Here is a 21,894-nt window from a genome sequence, read left to right as displayed (position 1 = left end):
GGCAAGCAAATCAGTCCAAGCGCGTCGACCTGGCTGGCCAATGCATTCCGTGAACTAATTAAGGGGCTTGGATCTATGGCATGGATGATACTGGCTTCTGCTGGCCTTCTCGAGATCGGATTTGCTTTCGGCATGAAGCTGTCGGAGGGATTCACGAGATTGATACCCTCGCTGTTTACCGCTGCTACCGGATTATCGAGCGTCTTTCTGCTCTCGCTTGCACTCCGAACTCTTCCCGTCGGAACGGGCTACGCGGTCTGGACCGGCATTGGTGCGGCGGGTACCGCCATTGTGGGCATCGCAATGCTGGGTGAGTCAGCCTCACCTGTTCGGATGCTTTGCATCGCTTCGATTTTGGGAGGGGTTATTGGTCTGAGGTTGGTTTCCGCTTGAGAAGCGACGCGCAGTAAACTTGATGAAGCTACCGGCTTCCGCAAAGGGTGCAGTTTCAAGCTGATGCCTCGATCGTAACGAACCTTCGTCGCGCTTAGCTCCATTTATCAAATGAGAGTCTTAAAGCTGCGTGACCGGGGCGTACCGCGAAGTTCTCCCGCACCGATATCGCGCGGGTCATGGCATCTACCGCACTGGCGATTGTCTGCCTTGGGTCAAACTGCGACTCCGTGGGGAGGGCTGCTCATAGCGAAAAGCGGACTATTCTGGTTGGCCCACGACGAGCAGCCGACCGTGACGTCTGGTGTGCTCTTGACGGTACTATTAAATATCCCTCGTTGAAGCGAGCATCCCCGTCTTGCTTGAGAGAGCCCTCTGAACAGTCGATTGACGCCGATAGGTACCGGAGGCGCCAGCATCACGAGCGGCTCGAATTTTCCTGTGAATTCAAGATCGAAAAATTGCGTCGGGTATACCGTCGGCATTTGTCCGTCAGATTCGAAAATTTATGTTTGCGGATCAACGACAAAACGTCATTCGCAATAATTGAGTGGGAGTAGTGAGTCCGGCTGGCATTGCGTCCTTTAGCGTAGTCTGGCGAGAGTTGCTCTCGCTGGCTTCGCACTCAGGTACTGACCTAAGCGACAAGGTTGGCTTATCCGGATGATAGTAAGCAATCCATAGCGTTTTCACTAACAGGGTATTGCATCGCACCTGATCGTACTAAAGGGCCGGGCATCCAGAACTTGATTTCGAGCACCGAAAGGTTTTGCCGCAAGGTGGACATTCGGCTAGATGCGAGTGTCGCAGAATAACGACAAAGCGAAATTGGCGGACCCGTTGAGGAGTCGGCGATGGCGGCGGTCTCAATAGATCTCCCTCAATCTGCCGTTTGGTTCGACAGGAGTGAGCAGCATTCCTACTCTTCGGTCAAAATGCGGTCGAGACGTAGCCGGTGTCGATGATCGGTCAGCAGGTGCGCGCCGCCCAGGACGGCGGCCAGAGTTCCCAGCCCGGTCCCGCCGGCAATCAGGAACATGATCAGCAATTGATATTTTACCGCATCGACCGGCTCGACGCCCGCAAGGATCTGGCCAGTCATCATCCCCGGCAGGGAAACAAGGCCGATCGCCGCCATGCTGTTCATGATCGGCATGAAGCCGCTTCTCAATGCGTCCCGGATGACTGGCAGCAGTGCCTGATACCGGGTGCCGCCGAGTGCGAGACACGCTTCCACGGCGGTCCGTTCGCGCACCAGGCTATTCGTCAGCACGTCCAAGCCCAAGCTTATGCCGGTCATGGTGTTGCCCAGCATCATACCCAGCAAAGGCAGCGCATAGCGCGGATGATACCAGGGATCGGCGCGTAGCTCCGTCAGGAGTGCGAACATCGTGACGGTACCGGCGGCGAGCAGCGTGCATCCGGCGCCCAGACCGTACTTCCAGACGCCCGGAAGGCGCCGCTTCTGCCGCGCGACGATCTCCCGTGAGGCGAAGACGACCATGATCAGGGCGGCGAGAGCGGTCCAGAGCGGCGACACCGCGGCAAACAGGAACGTCAGCACGTATCCAACGAGGACGAGCTGCACCACCATGCGCACCGTCGCGATGGCGAGTTGCTTTTCAAGCTTGAGGCGAAGAACAAGCGAGAGAACGCCGTCCATGACGACAAGCAGCGCGGGCAGGGCCAGATCACCGTATGAAAGCTGGATGTAGGTCACGGCCGATTTTCCTCGATCCCGCCGTCGGGCCTCATCGCAAATATCCTTGACCCGACGCGGCGCGCTTGGGCGTTGTCGTGGGTGCTCCAGACGACGCTCGTTCCGCTCGAAACTCGTTCGGCTATCAAGGATTCCACGGCCGCAGCGGATGCCGCGTCGAGCGCCGAGGTCGGCTCGTCCAGAAGAAGCACCCGCGATCGCAGCATGAGCGCACGCACAAGCCCCAATCGCTGTCGCTCGCCGGTCGAAAGTCTTTGGATCGGCCACGGTCCGCAGTCGTCCGGAAGCCCCAAACGGTTGACCAGGGGAAGAGCATCATCCCAGGCCATGAAGTGCTCCTGCACGATGTCGGCCCACCAGCCAGGCTCGGCGGCGAGGTACGTCACTTGTTTTCGCCAGGCAGGCGCGGGCATCGCCTCCCTCAGCGTTCCGTCAAGCTTGACCGTTCCTTCGTTCGGATCGAGGTCGGCGATGGAGCGAAGCAGCAAAGTCTTCCCGACCCCGGACGGTCCCTGCAGGGCGACGCATTCGCCGTCCTGCAGGTCGAATGACACGGAGATGTGCAAGCGCTTGAGCCCGCTGACCGTCAGCATGCGTCAAAGCGTAAGCTGCAGCCGATCGGCAACCCGCCGGGCGATCTCCGCCGGCGCCTCGTTCGGGTAGGGATGCACCGAGCTGACATTGATCTCGCCGAGCACGTAGCTGTCGTGCCCATCGGCCTGGACGGGGCCGAGCATGAAGTCGGCGTCCCAGATCGCGGGCAGGTCTCCCCGCGCGATGTCCAGCAGCGAGGTTAGCTGGGGCGTCCACTCCTCCTCCATCAACCGGCGCAGCCGCTGGAAGCGGGGATCTGCGTTCGACGTGTAGAGTCGCGGTCCGGCTTCGGAACGCGCCGCCGGCGAATCGACCAGGGCTTTGACCTTGTGATGGCCGAAGCCGGCGCAGCGATCGCCTGCCATGTAGCAGCGGACGACGCCTTCGCCCAAACGAGGCTGGTATGGCTGGTCGACGACGCTGCCGTTCTCGAAATACTCCGCGCAGCGGCGAAGGAAATCGTCCAATGCCAGTTCCTCGGAGGCCTCCTTGGTCGCGTCCAGCACCCTTAATCTCGAAGAATCCTGCGGCTGCTCGACCTTCCAGACACCTTGGCCGCCGTTGCCCCGGGCGCGCTTGATAACGCGTGGGCCGGCGGCGAGCCGCGCCGGCAGCTCGGCCCGCATGGCCTCCGCGGTTTGATAAAGCGCCGTGTCGCTTCCCCAACCCATCGAGCGGGTGCGATAGAGGACCTCCTTGGTGCCCATCTTGAGGATGACGTCCGGATGAGCGCTGACCCACACGCCTTGCGCGGCGACGTCGCGCAGCAGGGCATCGAGACCGGCGCGGTTTCGGCCGTCTTGAATCGGGTTGACCCAGACGAGCACGCCGTCCGCTGCGAGCAGTTGTTCGCGGACGGCGTCGGCGAAGCTTTCGTCGTAGATCGCGGGGTGACCTTCCACGCCGACGGCGGCGAGCGCTTCGAAGACGTCGACGAAGCGGCCGTTTTTCGAGGTGGCGTCTCGACGTGCGACGGCATCTCCTCGCGAGAGGATGGCGACTGTACGTCGAGGAGAGGGTTGTCGTTCGGTATCCATGCGCAAGCTCCACGTGTTGCGTGCTGCGCAGAACTTGGACCGAAGTCTCGCCGGGAGTCTGCTTGATCCCGCCCGGGCAGTCTACGTGAGGTCGCGTGGCTCCATCAAGTGGCCATTCTTCTCTCCGGAGGCGGAGTCAGCCCCAGTGACGTGATCGAGTTCGTTCCATTCGATCGCCGAAAACTCTTCGTGACCGAGGCCGGATATCTTGGAATCCATCGGTGCGCGCGGGTTGACAGCCGCTCCATCCGGGCTTTTATTCGCGCCACGGGGATGTGCGATCTCCCCGCGAGGCGTCATGCCCAAGAATCGCGTCCTGATCACCAAGGGCGCCGCATGTCAGCATCGTACATCTCGATCTCACCCGACAAATTGTCTCGATTGATAGGCACGGCGGCCGCGCCGGCGCTCATCGACGTCCGCATCGACGAGGACTTTTCGGCCGACCCGCGCCTGATTCCTGGCGCCGTGCGGCGCTCGCACCTTGACGTCCAGGATTGGGCGTCACGTCTCACGGGCCAGTCCGTCGTCGTGGTCTGTCACAAGGGCAAGAAGCTCAGCGAGGTCACCGCGGCCTGGCTACGATGCGGCAAGGTCGCAGCCGAGATCCTCGAAGGTGGCCAGGTCGGCTGGAAGGAAGCGAACCACCCTACAGTGCCGGCGGCCAAGATTCCCAAGCGTAACGGCCGTGGTCGCACGGTGTGGGTCACGCGAGCGCGTCCCAAGATCGACCGGATCGCCTGCCCGTGGCTGATCCGCCGTTTCGTCGATCCCACTGCGGTCTTCCTGTTCGTCACGCCGGCGGAGGTCGAGGCCGTTGCCGAACGTTTCGAGGCAACGCCGTTCGACGTCGAAAACGTGTTCTGGAGCCATCGCGGCGACCTCTGCACCTTCGACGTGATGATCAAGGAGTTCGGTCTGTCGTCGCCCGCGCTGGAGCGGTTGGCGACAATGGTCCGCGCCGCCGATACGGGGCGCCTCGATCTGTCTCCGGAGGCGCCCGGCTTGCTGGCGGCATCGCTCGGCCTTTCGCGCATGTTCGACGACGACCTCGAGCAATTGAACGCCGGTTTCCTTCTCTACGACGCGTTCTACCGATGGTGTCGCGACGCGACCAAGGAAACGCACAACTGGCCGACCAACAAGGTCAGGTGAGGCCGGAGGCAGGATGACTTCTGGGGCAGGGACAACCAGGAGATCAGAAATGCGAACATCGACGACCTATCCGGCCGCGCTCTTTGTAGCGCTTGCGGCGGGATTCTCGCCCGCCCATGCCCTGACCCAGGAAGAGCTGGTCGCCAAGATCCAGGCGGCCGGCTACTCGCAGGTGAAAGACGTCAAGTCGACGGCCGAAGGCACCACCGCCAAGGCGGTGAAGGACGGAAAGCCGGTGACACTCGTCGTCGACAGCAGCGGCCAGATCAAAGAACGAAACTGAGTTCGAGGAGCGGAACGATGAAACGGACAATTCACGGGCTGATCGCGCTCGGCGCATGCATCCTGGCACCTGCTTTCGGCTCCTTCGTTTCGGCGGCGAGTGCGCAGAGCGTCGACTGGCAGAAGGTCGACGAGACACTGGGGCGGAAGGCTGCCGTCTCGGACGACGTCCACCGCTACGGCTTTCCCCGTACCGATCTGTCCGTGACGCTGGACGGCGTGGCGATCAAGCCGGCGCTGGCGCTCGGCGGCTGGGTCGCGTTCAAGCCAGGGCATGGCGGCGCCATGGTCATGGGCGACCTTGTGTTGCTTGAGACCGAGATCAATCCTGTAATGGCGAAGATGATCGCGAGCGGTCTCGAGATCACCGCCGTGCACAATCATCTGCTGCGAGCGAGCCCGGCGACCTTCTACATGCACGTCGCCGGCCACGGCGATCCCGTCAAGCTGGCCTCGGCGATCCACGATGCGCTGGCCGAGAGCAAGACGCCGCCGACGGTCGCGGCGCCGGCGGGCCCGCCGCCGGCCGTCGATCTCGACACGGCGAAGCTCGACCAGATCATCGGCGTGAAGGGCCAGGCCAACGGCGGCGTCTACCAGTTCAACGTCAAGCGGCGAGACCCGATCACGCAGGACGGCATGCCGTTGGCCCCCGTCGGCCCGATGGGCGTCGCGATTGGCATCAATTTCCAGCCGACCGGAGGCGGCAAGGCTGCCATCACGGGCGATTTCGTGCTGACGGGGGACGAGGTCAACCCGGTCATCCTGGCGCTGCGGGCACACGGCATCGAGGTGACCGCGCTGCACAGCCACATGCTCGACGAGCAGCCCCGGCTGTTCTTCATGCACTTCTGGGCGAACGACGCCGCCGTGAAGCTCGCCGAAGGCCTGCGCGCGGCACTCGACAAGACTGCCAGTACGAAGAGTTGAGCCAGGATTGAGCGAAGGAGTTGCCTGATGCCCTACGAAACCAAGTCGCTGCCGTTCGACCCGAAATCGATCAGCGGCATCTCTGAAAAGGTGCTCGTCAGCCACTATGAGAACAACTACGGCGGCGCGGTGAAGCGGCTCAACGCGATCGGCGCGCAACTCGCCGAGCTGGACTTCGCCAAGGCGCCGAACTTCGTCATCAACGGCCTGAAGCGCGAAGAGCTGATCGCCGCGAACTCGATGATCCTGCATGAGATCTACTTCGACGGCCTCGGCGGCGCGAGCAAGCCGGGCGGCGCGCTCGCCGAGGCGATCGTACGCGACTTCGGGAGCGTTGAGCGATGGCGGACGGAGTTCGCGGCGATGGGAAAGGCGGAGGGCGGCGGTTCGGGTTGGGTGATCCTGTCCTATTCCCCTCGCAACAAGCGGCTCGTCAACCAATGGGCGGCCGATCATACGACAACGCTCGCCGGCGGCCGTCCCGTGCTGGTGCTCGACATGTATGAGCACGCCTATCACATGGACTTCGGCGCTGCGGCGGCCCGCTATGTCGACGTCTACATGGAGGCCATCCGCTGGGACAACGCCTCCGCGCTCTACGATCAATACGCGAAAGAAAGCTGAGGAGAGATGAGATGAGGGGGCTGAGAAGCCTTGCCGTTGCTGTGTTCGCGCTGGCCGGTCTGCTTGCTGCCCCACAGGCGGCTCGCGCGCAGACTTGCAAGGTCTGCGCCGACCAGCGAGCCGCCTGCATGAAGAACTACGCCGGCCCCGCCTGCAAGACCGAGTACTAGATGTGTCGGAAGGCGTGCAAAAAGTGAGGCTGGCGGAATGGAAGAGCCACCTCTTGCCAGGCGTCTCATCGCGGCACTCGCTACCGGCATCGGGGGACTGGTCATCCTCGATGCCGGCTTTGTCGCGGCCGAGAGCGTTCGAACGTTGACCGGCGCCCATTTTCGAGCGGCTTTCACGGGGAAGCAACTGACCGACGAGGTCCACTATCGATTTGTTTATGACAGCGACGGGACGCTGCGTACTTACTCGATGGGTGCGAAGCAGGTCGGCAAATGGCGCGTCCGGAAGGATGAAATTTGTCTCTATATTAAGGAGATGGAAGACGGCTGCTACCGCGTGACGCAAAGCGGCAAACGGTTCGAGCTGAAGCCGACGGGGCTCGGCGGTCCGCTCGACGGCATATTGGAGCCCGCATATCACGGCGATGGGGAGAAGTGATGACGACGACAACGATGAATGCCGAGCGTGGAAACATGGGCGAGCTGGTCCGCTATTTCCTGCGACTGGGCTTTCTCGGCTTCGGCGGACCGGTGGCGTTGGTCGGCCAGATGGAGCGCGAGCTCGTCGACGACAAGAAATGGCTCACCAAGGAGCAGATGCGCGAGACCATCGCCATTTGCCAGTCGCTGCCCGGACCGCTCGCGATCCAGGTCGGGATCTTCATCGCCTATCTGCGCGGCGGCTTCTGGGGCGCGTGGGCCGGCGGCTGGGCATTCATCCTGCCGAACTTCATCATCGTCGCCGCCCTCGGCGCGCTCTTCGTCCATCTCGGGGATCTCAAGGCGGTCACCGGCATCTTCTATGGCGTCAGCCCCGCCGTCATCGCCCTGATCCTGCATTCCTGCTACCGACTCGCGAAGCTCGGCATGGAAGACTGGCTGCAATGGGTGATTGCCGCGGTCTGTCTGGCGGTCACCGTGATCCTGCAGGCCGAGGTCGCATTTCTGTTCATCGGGGCGGGGATCGTCGGTATCGTTTATTACGGACACATCAAGCGCCCGCCGGTCGCTCTCCAACTCGCGCTGATCCCCGCGGCGGCGCCGGCCGCCGTGCCGGCCGCGACCGGGTCGACGCTCGGCAAGCTGCTGCTGTTCTTTCTCAAGGCGGGCTCGCTGACCTTCGGCAGCGGCCTGGTCATCGTTCCCTTCCTGGAGCAGGGGCTGGTGCAGCAGTATGGCTGGCTCAATGAGCGCGAATTCCTGGTGGCTGTCGCGATCGGCATGATGAGCCCCGGGCCGGTCGTGATCACGGCAACCTTCGTCGGCTATCTGGTGGCGGGCTTCTGGGGCTCCCTGATCTCGACGGTCGGCATCTTCCTGCCGTCCTTCTTGCTGGTCCTGATCGTGGCGCCGTTGCTGGCGCGCCATCGCAGGAATCCGAATGTGCAGGGCTTCGTGAAGGGCGCCTATGCGGCGGCGATCGGAACCATTTTGGGTGCATGCTTCCTGCTCGGCAAGATCGCGATCGGCGACTGGCTCACCGCGCTGATCGGCATCGTGTCGCTCGCCGTGCTGTTTCGTTGGAAAGTCAGCAATCCCTTGCTCATTGCCGTGACGGCGGTCATTGGGCTGGTTGCCTATCCGATTCTGCAGCCGGCATGGGTGCTCACAGGGCTGAAGTGAGATGCGGACGATGCGAACGCTGCTCGGGAATGCTCAGACATGGCTGCGCCTAGCGGCCGTAGTCCAAGCGGTCCTACTGACATCGGTCGCCCTCGCGCCGGCGGCCGAGGACGAGACCGTCGTCTTTGTCTGCCAGCACGGGGTGGTGAACAGCCAAATCGCTGCGGCTTATTTCAACAAGGCCGCGCAGGAGCAAGCGCTACCATTCAGGGCGGTGTCCCGGGGCATCGATCTTTACCGGTCGGTGCCGGTGCAGGTCCAGGACGGCCTTGCACTGGATGGTCTGGAGCCGGCCAACACGCCACAACAGCTCGTCGTGGAAGACATGACCGCGGCAGGCAGGGTGGTGGCGTTCGACGAAATCCCGGCAGAGCAGCGAGGGGGCGTCAACGTGACCTACTGGTCCGGCGTTCCCTTGGGCATCGACGATTACGAAGCAACCCGGGATCAGATCGTCCAGCGCATCGACGCGCTTATTCCGACGCTGACGGCGGCGGCCGAATCCGCTGGGAACAAGGCGCCTCTGCAGCTCGAAACCAAGATCCCGCTCGGCGATGTCCGTGGGCGGATCGATCATTTGGCGGTCGACCTGAAGCGGCGGCGATTATTCGTGGCCGAACTCGGCAACGACAGTGTCGGCGTCGTCGATCTGGCCGCTAACGCCGTCCTCAGAACCATCCCAGGGCTCAGCGAACCCCAGGGGGTCGGCTATGAGCCGTCGACCGACACCCTCTATGTCGCCAACGCCCGCGATGGATCGGTCCGGCTTTACGAGGCCAACGAGTACAAGACGACCGGACGGATTGAACTCGGTGGCGACGCCGACAATATCCGGATCGGCGCTGCCACCCGGCGCGTCATCGTCGGCTACGGCGATGGTGGTCTGGCGGTCATCGACCCGGCGTCTCGCAGCAAGGTCCAGAGCATACCATTGAAGGCCCATCCGGAGAGCTTCCAGCTTGAGCCCAGCAGCGGGCGCATCTTTGTCAACCTGCCCGATGCGCGAGCGGTCGTGGTGGTGGACAGCGCATCCGGGAAGCAGATCGCCAACTGGCCAATGGATAAGGGCGGCAATTTCGCGATGACAATCGATCGCGACCGCAGCCGTGTGCTTCTGGCGTACCGCAGCCCGGCTGCACTCGCAGTCTTTTCGACGGACGGCAAATCGATCGCGAGTGCGGAAACCTGCGGCGACGTCGACGACCTCTTCGTCGATGCAAAACGTGAACGTGTCTATGTGAGCTGCGGCGCCGGGTACATCGACGTGCTCGAAATCGGTGGATCGGCCTATCGGCGGATCGCACGCCTGCCGACGGCAACGGGCGCGAGAACGTCGCTCTTTGTGCCGGAGCTGGACCGCCTGTTCCTAGCAGTGCGCGCCGGCCCCGCCGGACCGGCAGCGATCTGGGTGTTCAAGCCAATGCCTTGAGATCGATAATGTGGGAGGCCATGCATGCGCGTATGGAGCCGAGGCTTTCGCAGCTTTCCAAGACGGCTTGCGCCGAGCTTGACGGTCGCGCTGGGATTGGTCGCCTGGTCTGGTCCAGCGTCGGCCTATCGCCCCTTCGACGGGACCGATGCGGCCGTCGCAAAGAAAGGGGAAATGGAAATCGAGCTGCAACCGGCCGGGCGTCTGCGCGATGAGAGCGGAGCAAGCCTGATTGCGCCGGCCTGGGTCATCAACTACGGTTTGAGCGAAGATTGGGAAGCCGTCTTCGAGGGGCAGGGACAAACACCACTTTCTCCATCTGGACCAACCAGCTTGACCGCAGCGGGAGCGTTCCTCAAGCATGTGGTGGTGCCCGGGAGCCTGCAGGACAAGAACGGCCCAAGCATTGCGACCGAATTTGGCGTCCTGATACCTGACAGCACCGGCGATTCAGGCGTCGGCTTTAGCGTGGCCGGGATCGTCTCGCAGCGTTGGGATTGGGGGACCATCCATCTGAATGCCGAGACGGCCTTGACCCGTGACCATCACGGCGACCTCTTCCTCGGTGCCATCATCGAAGGACCGGCAAATTGGACGGTGCGCCCCGTCGCCGAGATCTTCTATGAGAACGATTTCGGAAGGGAGGAGACGTTTTCCGGCTTGGTCGGATTGATTTACCGCGTCCGAGACGATCTGAGCTTGGACGTCGCAGTCCGTCATGCGATCACCGGCAGGCATCCGGTGAACGAGATTCGCGCGGGACTGACCTTCGGCTTTCCGCTTTCCTTCTTCGAAGGTCACGCCGCGCGCCAAGCGTCCCCGATTCCGCCTCGATAGCTACTGGCGGTCCCGGTCCTCGGGATGCGCACGCCAATCGCGGCCGACGGTCTGATGGCTGTCGTCCGGTTTTGCCTGGTTGGCGTGGTCGCTGTCGCCGCCCTCGGCTTTCCAGTCGCGCCCGATTTTGACGTCCTCCGCGCGGCTGCGATCCTGTCCGCGGGATTGCTCCGACTGTTGGGGCGTCTGAGGCTGTTGGGTAGGTGTGGTTTGCGCTTTCGCAGCGCCCCCTGATCCGACAGTCAACAAAAGGGCGGAAAACAGCGCAAGCGACAGAGCGTTTTTCATGGGTGTTCCTCGCAAGACTTGGCGATTAACTCGCCGTGGCGAGCTTTGTTCTTAGAGACGCACGTTTTCGCTCACGGCAGGGGCACTGGAACCGCGAAAAAGACAGGTGCTCTGACTAGAGACTGATGCCAGCGCTCTTTGGCCGGCCATAGGGGCAGCCGGTTAGCAAGATTGCCGCGGCGACCGCGCCGACATACGCAACCGGGTGTCCGGCCCAGAATAGCTTCCACGTCGGCAGAAACGCGGCTCAGGCCCGATCCTGCCGTCCGACGGCGACTCACGATCACCCACGTGTGCGAGCGCGCCTGCCGACGAGAGCAGGATCCCTCGGTCGGCGGCCTCGTCCATCGGAACGTGCAAAAAAGCGGGATCACCTTTTACCGCACGGACTACTCCGCTGCGCGGTCGACGAGGGGCGGAACGTCATCGCTTCGCCGGGCCCAGGCGGCTGGGATTGCGAACCTGGCATAGAGCGCCGGCAGCACGACGAGCGTCAGCAGCGTCGCGGTGAGCAGGCCGCCGATCACGACGGTCGCCAGCGGCTTCTGGACCTCGGCGCCGGTACCGGTCGCCAGTGCCATCGGTACGAAGCCGAGCGAGGCAACCAGGGCAAGCAGAAACGCAAGAGGACTGCAGGCTCAACGGCCGCCCCTCCGCCTTGAAGCTGCCCTCGCGGATTCTACGGAGAACAGTTGCAGAAACCTGGGAAATTTCCCGGCGCTCAAAGCACGAACGCGGCGTTTGAGGTGGGGCACGGAACTGGTACGCAAGACAAATGGCGCTTTACGGATTGACGTCGTCGCTTTCGCCGGGCGTCCGAACCGGGCCGGCGCGCCGCTGAAGCTGCTGTCGGACGGGCCGCGGCACGGCGCGCTCGCGCAAGGGTGGCCGCTCCGAGAGGTCCCTGCCGACTTTGGATCGCAACTCCATCAGGTCGATGAAGACATCGGCTTGCCGCCGAAGCTCGTCGGCGATCATCGGTGGCTGGCTGGAGATGGTCGAGACCACGGTCACCCGGACGCCGCGGCGCTGCACCCCCTCGACCAGTGAGCGGAAGTCCCCGTCGCCCGAAAACAGCACCATCACGTCCATCTGCCCGGCCAGGCTCATGGCATCGACCGCGAGCTCGATATCCATGTTGCCCTTCACCTTGCGCCGCCCGAAAGAGTCGACGAACTCCTTCGTTGCCTTGGTGACCACGGTGTATCCGTTGTAGTCCAGCCAGTCGACAAGAGGCCGGAGCGAGGAGAACTCCTGATCCTCGATGATTGCGGTGTAGTAGAACGCCCGAACGAGCGGGCCGCGGCTCTGGAATTCGATTAGTAGTCGCTTGTAGTCGATGTCGAAGCCAAGGGTCTTCGAAGTAGCATGCAGGTTGGCGCCGTCGATGAAGAGAGCGACCTTGCGAGGGACGGGCGACATGGGCACATCTCGGCTACCCCACGCGGAGCAAAGCGCTCCCGCACGAGGTCTGGTTATTGGTAGCTGAAGGTGGGGCTTGGGCGGTTTCGATGCTGCCGCTCACTCGCAGTGCCGACGCGAGGCATGCGGGCTCCGACGCGTGTGAAGCTACCTTTAATCGATTGGGCTTTCAATCTGTTTGATCCTTCCCACGCTTGAACCCGCGATGGGGAAGGAAAGACAGACCATAGATGGAAGTCCCTCTGGCTGATCCTACGGTGGCAATGCCCGACCAGCTGCCCGTTTTCGAGACCCACCTCAAAAGGCGCGGCCGCGCCTGGAAATGGTACGTGTGTACGACTGAAGGCGATGTGGTCATGCAGGGGTCGGAGAGCAGGAGGCGGGCCGCCAGGTACAATGCCAATCGCGGGCTTCTGCTGACGCTGCTGTCGGCCGCCCGTCAGTCCGTGCGGCGCGGGGAGCCAAAGCCAAGCCGCACCATCTCGCGCTGACGCTATACCATCGCCGCCCCGGCGCCTGCGCTGCGGTAGCCGGCCGACGGGGCGAAACGGCGGCGCCCACGCTGCGAGCGGCGCCGGGAGGCTCGCGAACGGGCACGGGCCAACGCCGCATCTTGAATTCGGACGACTTCGCGAGATCAAAGCTGGCCGTCATGGCTTCCGAGGCTCCCTGCCGGAGACAAGAGGAACGAAGCGCACCTCCTCTATCCTTTCCTCAATGAATCGACCGTCCGGCTCGCGTGTCAGCTTCGTCAGCCACTGCACACCATCAGGATCGCCGAGCGGAATGAGCAGTCGTCCCGACGGAGCTAGTTGAGTTTTGAGAACCGTGGGCGTCTCGGCGCTGGCGGCCGACACCAGGATCACGTCGAACTCGCCCCCGTCCGGCCATCCCGCGGTCCCGTCCCCAAGGCGCAGATCCACGTTGCGGCAACCGAGGTGCCGAAGGCGCGATCGGGCGCGCCGCACCAAGGCTTCGTGGCGCTCGATCGCGCAAGCCTCCCGCCCGAGCTTGGCGGCGAGTGCCGCCAGATAACCCGAACCCGCGCCGATCTCCAGAACCCGGTCCGACTTCGCGATCGCGGCAACCTCGAGCATCCTGGCGACGATGTAGGGTTGAGAGATGGTCTGTCCTTTCGGGATCGGTACAGCGCTGTCTTCGTACGCGGCTTCCGCGAACCTCCGATCAAGGAAAATTTCGCGGGGAACCTGCCGCATCGCCAACAGGACCCGCCTGCTGCGAATGCCGCGGCCGGCAATCTGCACGTCGACCATCGCGTCGCGGAGGAAGCGGGACCTCTTGGACCGTTTGCTCTCTTTGACCGCCCGCATGACCTCTCCGAACATGAATGATTTCACCCTAACGGATGGAAAACTCGGAGACCTGCGACTTGCTCCTTGACGCGCGGGTTGCGGAGCGGTGGCTCTCGCCGACGAGGGCCGACTTCGCTGCCGATGAGCGATCGCGGAGCTACACTTCAACCTGCTCGCGGTGGGAACGACCGCCTCCGGATCGAATTGATCCCGCTGAAACCGAACCTTGGAGAAAGCTCATGAAATGGATCCTGACGGCGGACGCCTAGGCGCCGTCGGGGCAGAAGTGACGTTTCCGATCTGCTGGGCGCGACGCGAGCGCCTGCCGATCCCGCGGCTCACCGAGAGGTGATGACCCGGAAGTATTATCAAGCTCATACTTGATGTGACCACGCAGGAGGTGGTCGCGTCGGCCGCGTTGATTTGAATTCCTCTGATCATGACCGCATCATCGTCGCGGAGCGGCCAAGCTTTTGGCGCGTTGGTAGTCGCCGTCGTGCATTCGTTGCGCCTTGAAAAATTTGGTTGCTGAGCGACAGGTCGCGTCGGCGATAGATCGACGCTGCTCAATGTTCGGTGGTGGTTTGGGCGTCTAGCCGCGATAAAAGGAGTGCGCAATGGACAGGACACGCGACGTTGCCGTGATCGTCGGCAGCCTCCGGAAGGATTCGATCAACCGCAAAGTGGCCGATGCCCTCGTCGGAGTTGCTCCGTCATCGTTGAAGCTCAGCATCGTCGACATCGGGCACTTGCCGATCTACAATCAGGACGGCGACGACGCCCCACCAGCGCATGGACCTCGTTCCGCGAGCGGATCAGGGCTGCGGATGCCGTTCTCTTCGCGACGCCCGAGCACAACCGCTCGGTGCCGGCCGCCTTGAAGAACGCCATCGACATCGGTTCGCGACCCTACGGCAAGAGCGCGTGGGACGGCAAACCAGGCGCGGTCGTCAGCGCCTCGCCTAGTGGCATCGGAGGGTTCGGCGCCAACCATCATTTGCGTCAGTCTCTCGTGTTTCTGAACGTGCCGGCGATGCAGCAGCCGGAAGCCTATATCGGCGGTGCCGACAAGCTCTTCGACGCCGACGGTAAGCTCGCCAACGACGGGACGCGCAAGTTTTTGGAGGGGTTCATGAAGGCCTACGCTGCCTGGATCGAAGCCAACGGCAATTCGTAGGGGAAACAACCGGCGACTGCCCGCCTGCAACGCAGGTCATGGAAGGATCGGATCATGAACGGCACCAGGGCAAGTTCTTCCGAGGCGGCACTGCAAAATCTCGATGGTCTGCTTCCCGAACTGGAGGTTCTCTACAAGGACGTGCACTCGCATCCGGAGCTTTCGATGCAGGAGACGCGCACGGCAGGTCTCGCGGCCGACCGGCTTCGCGCCGCCGGCTACGAGGTGACGACGGGCGTCGGCAAGACCGGGGTCGTGGGCGTCCTGCGCAACGGCGACGGGCCGGCGGTCATGCTGCGCGCCGACATGGATGCGCTACCCATCCAGGAGGCGACAGGTTTGCCGTATCAGAGCACGGCGACGGCAGCCAATCGGGAGGGCGAAACCGTGCCGGTTTCGCACATGTGCGGTCACGACATGCACGTCACGTGGCTGGCGGGCGCCGCCAATTTGCTGGCAGAGGCGAGATCGACTTGGCGCGGCACTTTGATGGCGGTCTTCCAGCCGGGGGAAGAGACGGCGGAAGGGGCGCAGGCCATGATCGATGACGGGCTGTTCAAGCGCTTTGCCAAGCCTGACGTGATCCTCGGCCAGCATGTGATGGTCGGGCCCTCCGGGACCGTCGCGGGACGCCATGGCGCCATCACGTCCGCCGCGGATAGCCTGCAGATCCGCCTCTTCGGCCGCGGCGCTCATGGATCGATGCCGCAGGCGAGCATTGACCCCGTCATCATGGCGGCCTCGACGGTGATCCGACTGCAGACCATCGTCTCGCGCGAAGTGGCGGCGGCGGAGGCCGCGGTCGTCACCATCGGCGCGCTGCAGGCGGGTACAAAGGAGAATGTCATTCCGGACGAAGCCATTATCAAGCTGAACGTGCGGACCTTCGATGAGGGAGTTCGCAAGCGCGTGCTGGCCGCGATCGAGCGGATCGTCAACGCCGAGGCCGAGGCGTCCGGCGCGCCGCGCAAGCCCGAGATCACGACCTTGGACCACTATCCTCTGAACGTGAACGATCGCGACGCGAGCAAGCGGGTGGTCGACGCGTTCCGCGGACATTTCGGCAGCGAGCGGGTGCGAGAGACCGGGCCAGCTCCGGCCAGCGAGGACTTCGGCTCGTTCGGGACCGAATGGCATTCGCCCTCGGTGTTCTGGTTCGTTGGCGGCACGGATCCGGACGCTTACGCCAAAGCCAAGGCTGCCAATCGGCTGAACGATCTTCCAGTCAACCACAGTCCGAAGTTTGCACCTGTTCTCCACCCGACCTTGCGCACGGGCGTGGAAACGTTGGTTGTCGCAGCGCGGGCCTGGCTCGCGCCATGACGACGTCGGAAGTTGACGTCGGTCGTCGGGACAAGGTGCAACCCGGGCACTGTTTCGACGTCTCCGACGCAATTGCCATTTGAGGAAAAAGGCTTGGATTCGCTTCCGTATCTGCTGGATCTTGTGGGCACATTCGTCTTCGCATTGAGCGGAGCGATGGCGGGGGTCAAGCGCAAGCTGGATCTGTTCGGCGTGCTGGTGCTGGCGTTCGTGGCGGCGAATACGGGCGGCATCACGCGAGATGTGCTGATCGGGACCGTTCCGCCTGGAGCCGTCGACGACTGGCGTTATCTAGCCGTGTCGCTCGCTGCCGGCGTCATCACGTTCCTCTTTCCGTCGGTCCTGGCGCGGCGCTGGAACCCCGTGCTGGTATTCGACGCGGCGGGACTGGCTTTGTTTGCTGTGTCCGGAGCGCATAAGGCGCTGGCGCACGGATTGAATCCGATCATGGCAATTCTGCTCGGCATGCTCACGGGAATCGGTGGTGGCATGGCCCGTGATGTTCTGCTGGCCGATGTCCCGATCGTGCTGCGCGCGGAGTTTTATGCGGTGGCGGCGCTGCTGGGCGCCGCGGTCGTCGTGATCGCCGACAGGCTTCAACTCCCCTCGGGCCCGGGCGCGCTGGTCGGAGCGGCGCTATGCTTCGGTCTTCGCGTCATTGCGATGAACCGCGGATGGAGACTACCGATTGCCGCGCTGGACAAGCGAAGCTCCGACGAGAATGACGAGCCATCCGGATGACTTTCGCCGTCCCCGCCGGACCGCTTGTGCCATGCGAGGCTACGAGGACCGATCCCGAGGGCGCGCCGCCGCCCGCAGCACCTCGCGCTCCCGGCAGAGGTCATCGGGCTTCGCTCGCATCCGCGCAAGCAGGAGCGCGGTCCATCCGCGAGACTACCGAGCACCGAACCCAAGCTGACTTGTGCGGAACTCGGTGCTGCCGCTTCCATCCGGCCTCCTCAGGTCGCTGGTGCTTTGATCGCCAACCGCGGCGCACCCGCTGCCGGCTACGCGGCAGCCGCAGCGCGCCCGGCGTCGGTGATGCGATACTCGATATCTCCGGAGGGAAGCGGTTCGGTCTCTACGAGACCCTGCTCCACGAGCCGCGCCACGATTTCATGGTCAAACGTCGACGGGCTAACCCAGGATTCGCTCAGGAGCTTCCTCAGAAAATCGCGCTCGAGATCGGTCAGATCCATCCTCGAACTCCGCTCGCCGACTTCTGCCGGCTCGCATTGCGGCCGCGTCATTCGAACCGGCCGCTCGATACCTTGGAAATCAAGTTTTCGCCACGGCATCTGCCAGGAACGGAGGCATCGTGGCCCCGTTGACTTCCGAAGGCAACATCCAGGAGGTCAACATGGCCATGGAAGATCGCGAGACGTTCAGCCTGATCGGCAGCGACAAGGTTGAGGGCACGAACGTGTACGGGGCCGACGCAGAAAAGGTCGGCTACATCGAGCGCGTCATGATCGACAAGGTCAGCGGCAGGGTGTCTTACGCGGTGCTCAGCTTCGGTGGTCTGCTCGGCATCGGCGACGATCACTATCCGCTGCCCTGGCAGGCGCTGAAATACGACAGCAACCTCGGCGGCTACGTCACCGGCATCACCCAGGACCAGCTCCGCAGCGCCCCCAAATACGCCGACGAGAGCAGTTGGAATTGGAGCGACCCGGCGAGGACGCGCTCCGTGAATGCCTACTACGGTGTGCCGGTGGCTTGAGACGGCAGGGCACTCCTGGTGCCTGGCGTGGCGGAGCGCGCTTCCTCCGGACCTGGGGCCAAGCACTCGCCGTCGTGCGAGACGACCCGCTCGATCACCGAGGAGACTAGAAATGAGTGACGCCGTTCGTGTCCTGGTCGTGGAGGATGAAGCTCTGATCGCCGGCTTCGTCGAGGATGCCTTGTCGGATGGCGGTTATGAGGCCTGCTCGGTCCATTCGGGAGAGGCGGCCCTGTCCACCTTTCGCGACGGGCAGGAGGGATGTCGGGCGCTGCTGACGGACGTCAACCTCGGTGATGGCATCAGCGGATGGGAGCTGGCGCGACAGGTCAGGGAAATCACGCCTGGGTTTCCCGTGGTCTACATGACGAGCGCCAGCGCGCCGGACTGGAAATCGCAAGGAGTCGATGGCAGCATCCTGATCGAGAAGCCGTTTGCGCCGGCGCAACTGGCTGCCGCCGTCTCGGAGCTACTCGATACGGGGGCCTCGCCGGGGTGAACCGGGATCGTTGTGAGCTTCCGATCCTTCGATCGAAGCACGCAACGGGTGGCTAGCGGATCGTCGAGTGCTAATGCTATCCCTTAGCCGCGCGTGCGGCCGTGGCGCGAGCCGCCGCGACCTCCATCCAGTCCCGCAGCAGGCCTCTGTCCTCTCGCGAAAAGGACGCCCGCCCCTTGAGATCCTCGAGCGTCTCGCCGGGATGGCATCGCTCGAAATCCTCTCGGATCAGCGACTCGAGGTAGGTCCGGTCCCAGGTTCCCCCTGAATCCAGATACTGGCGCGAGTTGGTCTTCATAGCGATGTTGGTATGTGAGCGCCCTGCGGGATCAGGATGCTCCGGCGGGACCTGCCAAACTGAGTTCGGTCGTAGTGCCGTCTCGTCCGTTCAGGCACGCGACAAATGGCATGGCGAAGGCCGCGGTTGCGTGCCCGAACAACACCATCGTGAGAATGGCCTGCGTGAACATCATGCGGACTGCCGCTGCGCGGCGGCCCAAGGCCGCCGCAGCCGCATGGGGACGCCGCCCGGTCGGGGCGGATCGTCGTCCTCTCCGTCCAGCCGCCGCAACGCGGCGAGAATATCGGCCAAGCGAAGGGTGTGGCCCATGCCTGGGATTTCGCGCAGGGCGGGACAGGATTCGACCGCGAACATGTCGGATGCCCAGGACGACAGGATGATCCTCTTCTCCGGGATGGAGAGTTCACCGTCGTTCAGAACATCGTCCGGAGACGCATAATGCGCGGCCGGGTGGAAGAGGGGATCGAGATTGCCGGTGATCGTGCTGGCATTGCTCATCGGTTGCCTCCCTACGCTCCTTTCTTCGGGATGGTTTCGATTACGGGCCGGGCGGCGGAGGGGGCCGCCGCCCGGATTCGCTACTGGGTATTGATGGCGATGCGTTTAACGCCCGCCTGCGGCTTGTCGGACTTCGGCAGCGAGATCGTCAGGACGCCGTCCTTGAACGACGCCTCGGCCTTGTCTTCCTCGACGTCCTGCAGCGGAATCTGCCGCTCGAAGGCGCCGTAGTAGCGCTCGGTGAAGTATTTTCCTTCGTCTTTGCGCTCGTTCTTCTTCTCGCCGCGGATGGTGAGGACGCCGTTCTTGATTTCGACGTTGACGTCCTTTTCCGTCATGCCCGGCAGCTCGGCCGACACGGTCAGCGCCTTGTCGGTCTCGTTGAGCTCGAGCTTCGGCCAGCCGAAGCGGCCTTCCATGAGCGGCGAAAGGTCCGACCCGCCGAAGCCGCGGAGGGCCTGGTCGAACAGACGGTTCATTTCGCGGTGGAGCGTCATGAACGGATCGTAGTCGCCACGTGACGTGGCGACGTCCTGGTTCCTCCAGGGAATGAGGTCGCGAACAGCCATGTTTTTTCTCCTTCCTTCGATGGTCTCCCGAGCGCGGAGGTCGCGTGCCTCCGCGCTCCTAGGCCAGCGCTCCAGATCGGCTTAAGCTGCTTCCTTCTGCTCGATCTGCGACGAAGGAGATGCGCCCGCGATCTGAATGCGGCGAGGCTTCATGGCTTCCGGAACCTCGCGCAACAGGTCGATCACCAGGAGCCCGTCCTTGAAGGACGCCTGCTTCACCTGGACGTAATCAGCGAGGTTGAACACGCGCCGGAACGGACGTGCGGCGATCCCCTGGAAGAGATATTCGCCGGCCGGCTTTTCGGGCTTCCTCCCTTCGACGGTGAGCGCATTCTGCTCGGCCGTCACAGTGATGTCGTCCGCGCCGAACCCTGCGACGGCCAACGTGATCCGGTAGTGATCCTCGTTGGAGCGTTCGATGTTGTAGGGGGGATAGTTGTCCTCGTTCGTCTGGCGCAGTGTGCTGTCGACGAGGTCGGCCAAGTGGTCGAAGCCGATGGTGGAGCGCCACAGGGGCGCGAAGTCAAACGTGGTCCTCATAACCAAGTCCTCCAAAGAGCAAGATGGGTACGAAGGAGCGCAGGGCGGAAATCCAGACGGGTCCGAAGTTTCCAGACCGGCGCCCGTGCCGGACCCAATCTGGCGTCCGGCACACCGCTCTCGCGGCAAGGAAAAAACTAGAAAAGCGCAAAAGCGTTTCAAGAGGCCGTCGAAAAAAATTGGACGGCGCGCAGGACGCGGAAGGAGTCAGGACCGATGGCGCAGAGCGCGCGCGGCGGCGGATCATGCGGAACAATTCGGTTCTTTCGCAATTTTGCGTTCGCCGCCGGAACGACATCGCGGGCGCCGAAACCAGGGCCCAAGGTTTCGCTGGCGGAGCTCGCACCAGAATTGCTCCTTGGAGGATTGGCTATGAGCAGTCTGTCGCTTCTGTCGCAAGTTCCCGCCGTCCGTTCGGAGGCTGGGCTTTCTCGCTATCTGACCGCGATCCGCGAATTTCCGCTGCTCGAACCCGCCGATGAAACGTCGTATGCGCGTCGGTGGCGCGAACATGGAGATCGCGAAGCGGCCTATCGCCTCGTCACAAGTCATCTCCGCCTGGCGGCCAAGATTGCGCTTCGCTACCGCGGCTACGGACTGCCCGTTGGCGACCTGATTTCGGAAGCGAATGTCGGTCTCATGCAGGCGGTCAAGAGGTTCGATCCCGACAAAGGGTTCCGGCTCGCCACGTACGCGATCTGGTGGATCAAGGCGACCGTGCAGGAATACGTCCTGAGGTCTTGGTCCTTGGTAAGGATGGGTACCACGCCCGCACAAAAGAAGCTTTTCTTCAACCTGCGCAAGCTCAAGAGCCGGCTCGGCGTTCGGGACGACGCCGAGTTGACGGCCGACCAGGTCGAGTATGTCGCCCAGGATCTCGGCGTCTCCGATCGCGACGTCGTCGAGATGAACGGCAGGATGCGGGGCGACATGTCGCTGAACGTGCCCGTCACTGAAGATGGCTCTCCGGGGGAGATGCTCGACCTGGTGAGCGACGATTCCCCGGATCCGGAGACGCTGATAGCCGAAGCGGAGGACCGGCAACGCGCCCGTGCCGCCGTTAGCCGCGCTCTGACTGCTCTGTCTGAGCGCGAACGGCGCATCATCGAGGCGAGATTCATGGCCGAACCGCCGTCGACGCTCGACGAACTCGCTCGGAATCTGCGCGTCTCGCGCGAGCGCGTGCGTCAGATCGAAGGCCGCGTCCTGCAGAAGATCAGGGCGGCCGTCACGGCCGAGATGGAAGGCAGCTCTCAGCGCCGCGATGGCAGCCGCGAGAGTCCGGTCGCTGCGCCCAGGCCTCGGCTACGACTGCCGGTCGGCACCCGCCGCGCATGAACGGTCCGACCGTCGCCTGTGATCGCGTGGATGACGCGAAGCCTCGCTTCGCGGAGCGCATCGACGGCCGCGATTTTCATTGGGCGCCCTCCCACGTCGGTTCCTGACG

General features: G+C 63.3%; 25 protein-coding genes and 2 pseudogenes. 16 read left to right on the top strand and 11 right to left on the bottom strand.

All coding sequences use genetic code 11. The annotated features are described in order from the left end of the window. Positions 1–75 precede the first annotated feature (75 nt). Entirely contained in the window at positions 76–393 is a 318-nt protein-coding gene (locus AC5ZFO_RS19010) for a DMT family transporter (protein ID WP_496122367.1), read from the top strand. A 919-nt stretch (positions 394–1,312) separates the two neighbouring features. On the opposite strand, the gene AC5ZFO_RS19005 is transcribed toward AC5ZFO_RS19010, so the two are convergent. From AC5ZFO_RS19005 to AC5ZFO_RS18995, 3 genes are read right to left on the bottom strand one after another with little or no spacing between them, the layout of a single operon-like run. Next, the gene (locus AC5ZFO_RS19005) at positions 1,313–2,113 is read right to left on the bottom strand and encodes an ABC transporter permease (protein WP_496122366.1); all 801 of its coding nucleotides are present in this window, start codon (positions 2,111–2,113) and stop codon (positions 1,313–1,315) included. Continuing rightward, a complete protein-coding gene (locus AC5ZFO_RS19000; RefSeq protein WP_496122365.1) occupies positions 2,110–2,706 on the bottom strand; it encodes an ABC transporter ATP-binding protein in 597 nt (198 codons plus the stop codon). Before AC5ZFO_RS19000 ends, AC5ZFO_RS19005 begins: the two co-directional genes overlap by 4 nt. Positions 2,707–2,709: 3 nt before the next feature. Further along, positions 2,710–3,744, bottom strand: coding sequence for a Cj0069 family protein (locus tag AC5ZFO_RS18995; RefSeq protein WP_496122364.1), 1,035 nt, complete (start codon positions 3,742–3,744; stop codon positions 2,710–2,712). Positions 3,745–4,080: 336 nt separating this feature from the next. On the opposite strand from AC5ZFO_RS18995, the gene AC5ZFO_RS18990 reads away from it, so the two are divergent. The 9 genes from AC5ZFO_RS18990 (at position 4,081) to AC5ZFO_RS18950 (ending at position 10,794) form a co-directional block, all read left to right on the top strand. Beyond that, the gene (locus AC5ZFO_RS18990; RefSeq protein WP_496122363.1) at positions 4,081–4,899 is read left to right on the top strand and encodes a chromate resistance protein ChrB domain-containing protein; all 819 of its coding nucleotides are present in this window, start codon (positions 4,081–4,083) and stop codon (positions 4,897–4,899) included. Positions 4,900–4,948: 49 nt separating this feature from the next. After that, positions 4,949–5,182, top strand: coding sequence for a PepSY domain-containing protein (locus tag AC5ZFO_RS18985; RefSeq protein ID WP_496122362.1), 234 nt, complete (start codon positions 4,949–4,951; stop codon positions 5,180–5,182). A gap of 17 nt (positions 5,183–5,199) precedes the next feature. Continuing rightward, the gene (locus AC5ZFO_RS18980; RefSeq protein WP_496122361.1) at positions 5,200–6,111 is read left to right on the top strand and encodes a DUF1259 domain-containing protein; all 912 of its coding nucleotides are present in this window, start codon (positions 5,200–5,202) and stop codon (positions 6,109–6,111) included. 27 nt (positions 6,112–6,138) lie between these two features. Further along, a complete protein-coding gene (locus AC5ZFO_RS18975) occupies positions 6,139–6,735 on the top strand; it encodes a superoxide dismutase (protein WP_496122360.1) in 597 nt (198 codons plus the stop codon). 11 nt (positions 6,736–6,746) lie between these two features. Beyond that, complete coding sequence (locus AC5ZFO_RS18970; protein WP_496122359.1) at positions 6,747–6,905, top strand: hypothetical protein; 159 nt, start codon at positions 6,747–6,749, stop codon at positions 6,903–6,905. A gap of 37 nt (positions 6,906–6,942) precedes the next feature. After that, entirely contained in the window at positions 6,943–7,344 is a 402-nt protein-coding gene (locus AC5ZFO_RS18965) for a hypothetical protein (protein ID WP_496122358.1), read from the top strand. Then, positions 7,344–8,528: a chromate efflux transporter gene (gene chrA / locus AC5ZFO_RS18960; RefSeq protein ID WP_496122357.1), complete on the top strand. Its 1,185-nt coding sequence runs from the start codon at positions 7,344–7,346 to the stop codon at positions 8,526–8,528. The genes AC5ZFO_RS18965 and chrA overlap by 1 nt, the downstream gene beginning before the upstream one ends. A gap of 10 nt (positions 8,529–8,538) precedes the next feature. Next, positions 8,539–9,957, top strand: coding sequence for a hypothetical protein (locus AC5ZFO_RS18955; protein ID WP_496122356.1), 1,419 nt, complete (start codon positions 8,539–8,541; stop codon positions 9,955–9,957). A gap of 78 nt (positions 9,958–10,035) precedes the next feature. Next, positions 10,036–10,794 carry a hypothetical protein gene (locus AC5ZFO_RS18950; protein WP_496122355.1) on the top strand — a complete coding sequence of 253 codons (759 nt, stop codon included), beginning with the start codon at positions 10,036–10,038 and terminating at the stop codon, positions 10,792–10,794. On the opposite strand, the gene AC5ZFO_RS18945 is transcribed toward AC5ZFO_RS18950, so the two are convergent. The 4 genes and pseudogenes from AC5ZFO_RS18945 to AC5ZFO_RS18930 all read right to left on the bottom strand — a co-directional run bounded on the left by AC5ZFO_RS18945 (position 10,795) and on the right by AC5ZFO_RS18930 (position 13,850). Continuing rightward, positions 10,795–11,082 (bottom strand): hypothetical protein, encoded by a 288-nt coding sequence (locus AC5ZFO_RS18945; protein WP_496122354.1) that lies wholly within the window; start codon positions 11,080–11,082, stop codon positions 10,795–10,797. 389 nt (positions 11,083–11,471) lie between these two features. Next, positions 11,472–11,699: pseudogene (locus AC5ZFO_RS18940) on the bottom strand (efflux RND transporter permease subunit); the annotation flags it as partial. Between the two features lie 166 nt (positions 11,700–11,865). Continuing rightward, positions 11,866–12,504: a LabA-like NYN domain-containing protein gene (locus AC5ZFO_RS18935; RefSeq protein WP_496122353.1), complete on the bottom strand. Its 639-nt coding sequence runs from the start codon at positions 12,502–12,504 to the stop codon at positions 11,866–11,868. 650 nt (positions 12,505–13,154) lie between these two features. After that, positions 13,155–13,850, bottom strand: a complete 696-nt coding sequence (locus tag AC5ZFO_RS18930) for a protein-L-isoaspartate(D-aspartate) O-methyltransferase (RefSeq protein ID WP_496122352.1) — start codon at positions 13,848–13,850, stop codon at positions 13,155–13,157. A gap of 584 nt (positions 13,851–14,434) precedes the next feature. Between AC5ZFO_RS18930 and AC5ZFO_RS18925 the strand changes: the two are divergent. The 3 genes and pseudogenes from AC5ZFO_RS18925 (at position 14,435) to AC5ZFO_RS18915 (ending at position 17,058) form a co-directional block, all read left to right on the top strand. Then, positions 14,435–14,994: pseudogene (locus AC5ZFO_RS18925) on the top strand (NADPH-dependent FMN reductase). A 54-nt stretch (positions 14,995–15,048) separates the two neighbouring features. Further along, positions 15,049–16,317: an amidohydrolase gene (locus AC5ZFO_RS18920; protein ID WP_496122351.1), complete on the top strand. Its 1,269-nt coding sequence runs from the start codon at positions 15,049–15,051 to the stop codon at positions 16,315–16,317. A gap of 93 nt (positions 16,318–16,410) precedes the next feature. After that, the gene (locus AC5ZFO_RS18915; RefSeq protein ID WP_496122350.1) at positions 16,411–17,058 is read left to right on the top strand and encodes a trimeric intracellular cation channel family protein; all 648 of its coding nucleotides are present in this window, start codon (positions 16,411–16,413) and stop codon (positions 17,056–17,058) included. Positions 17,059–17,324: 266 nt separating this feature from the next. Here the strand turns inward: AC5ZFO_RS18915 and AC5ZFO_RS18910 are convergent, their stop codons facing one another. Beyond that, positions 17,325–17,516: a hypothetical protein gene (locus tag AC5ZFO_RS18910; RefSeq protein WP_496122349.1), complete on the bottom strand. Its 192-nt coding sequence runs from the start codon at positions 17,514–17,516 to the stop codon at positions 17,325–17,327. A 161-nt stretch (positions 17,517–17,677) separates the two neighbouring features. Between AC5ZFO_RS18910 and AC5ZFO_RS18905 the strand changes: the two genes are divergently transcribed. After that, a complete protein-coding gene (locus AC5ZFO_RS18905) occupies positions 17,678–18,040 on the top strand; it encodes a PRC-barrel domain-containing protein (protein ID WP_496122392.1) in 363 nt (120 codons plus the stop codon). Between the two features lie 112 nt (positions 18,041–18,152). Further along, entirely contained in the window at positions 18,153–18,539 is a 387-nt protein-coding gene (locus tag AC5ZFO_RS18900) for a response regulator transcription factor (protein ID WP_496122348.1), read from the top strand. Positions 18,540–19,008: 469 nt separating this feature from the next. Here the strand turns inward: AC5ZFO_RS18900 and AC5ZFO_RS18895 are convergent, their stop codons facing one another. From AC5ZFO_RS18895 to AC5ZFO_RS18885, 3 genes are all read right to left on the bottom strand, one after another. Then, positions 19,009–19,338, bottom strand: a complete 330-nt coding sequence (locus AC5ZFO_RS18895) for a hypothetical protein (RefSeq protein WP_496122347.1) — start codon at positions 19,336–19,338, stop codon at positions 19,009–19,011. Between the two features lie 80 nt (positions 19,339–19,418). Beyond that, positions 19,419–19,907, bottom strand: coding sequence for an Hsp20/alpha crystallin family protein (locus AC5ZFO_RS18890; protein ID WP_496122346.1), 489 nt, complete (start codon positions 19,905–19,907; stop codon positions 19,419–19,421). A gap of 81 nt (positions 19,908–19,988) precedes the next feature. Next, positions 19,989–20,447: an Hsp20 family protein gene (locus tag AC5ZFO_RS18885; protein WP_496122345.1), complete on the bottom strand. Its 459-nt coding sequence runs from the start codon at positions 20,445–20,447 to the stop codon at positions 19,989–19,991. Positions 20,448–20,828: 381 nt separating this feature from the next. Here AC5ZFO_RS18885 and rpoH point away from each other — a divergent pair, with 381 nt between their 5' ends. Then, positions 20,829–21,785, top strand: coding sequence for an RNA polymerase sigma factor RpoH (rpoH, locus tag AC5ZFO_RS18880; RefSeq protein ID WP_496122391.1), 957 nt, complete (start codon positions 20,829–20,831; stop codon positions 21,783–21,785). Positions 21,786–21,894 lie beyond the last annotated feature (109 nt).

Source organism: Bradyrhizobium sp. Unk1, from assembly GCF_059512345.1.
This window is presented reverse-complemented; position numbering and strand designations above follow the sequence as displayed.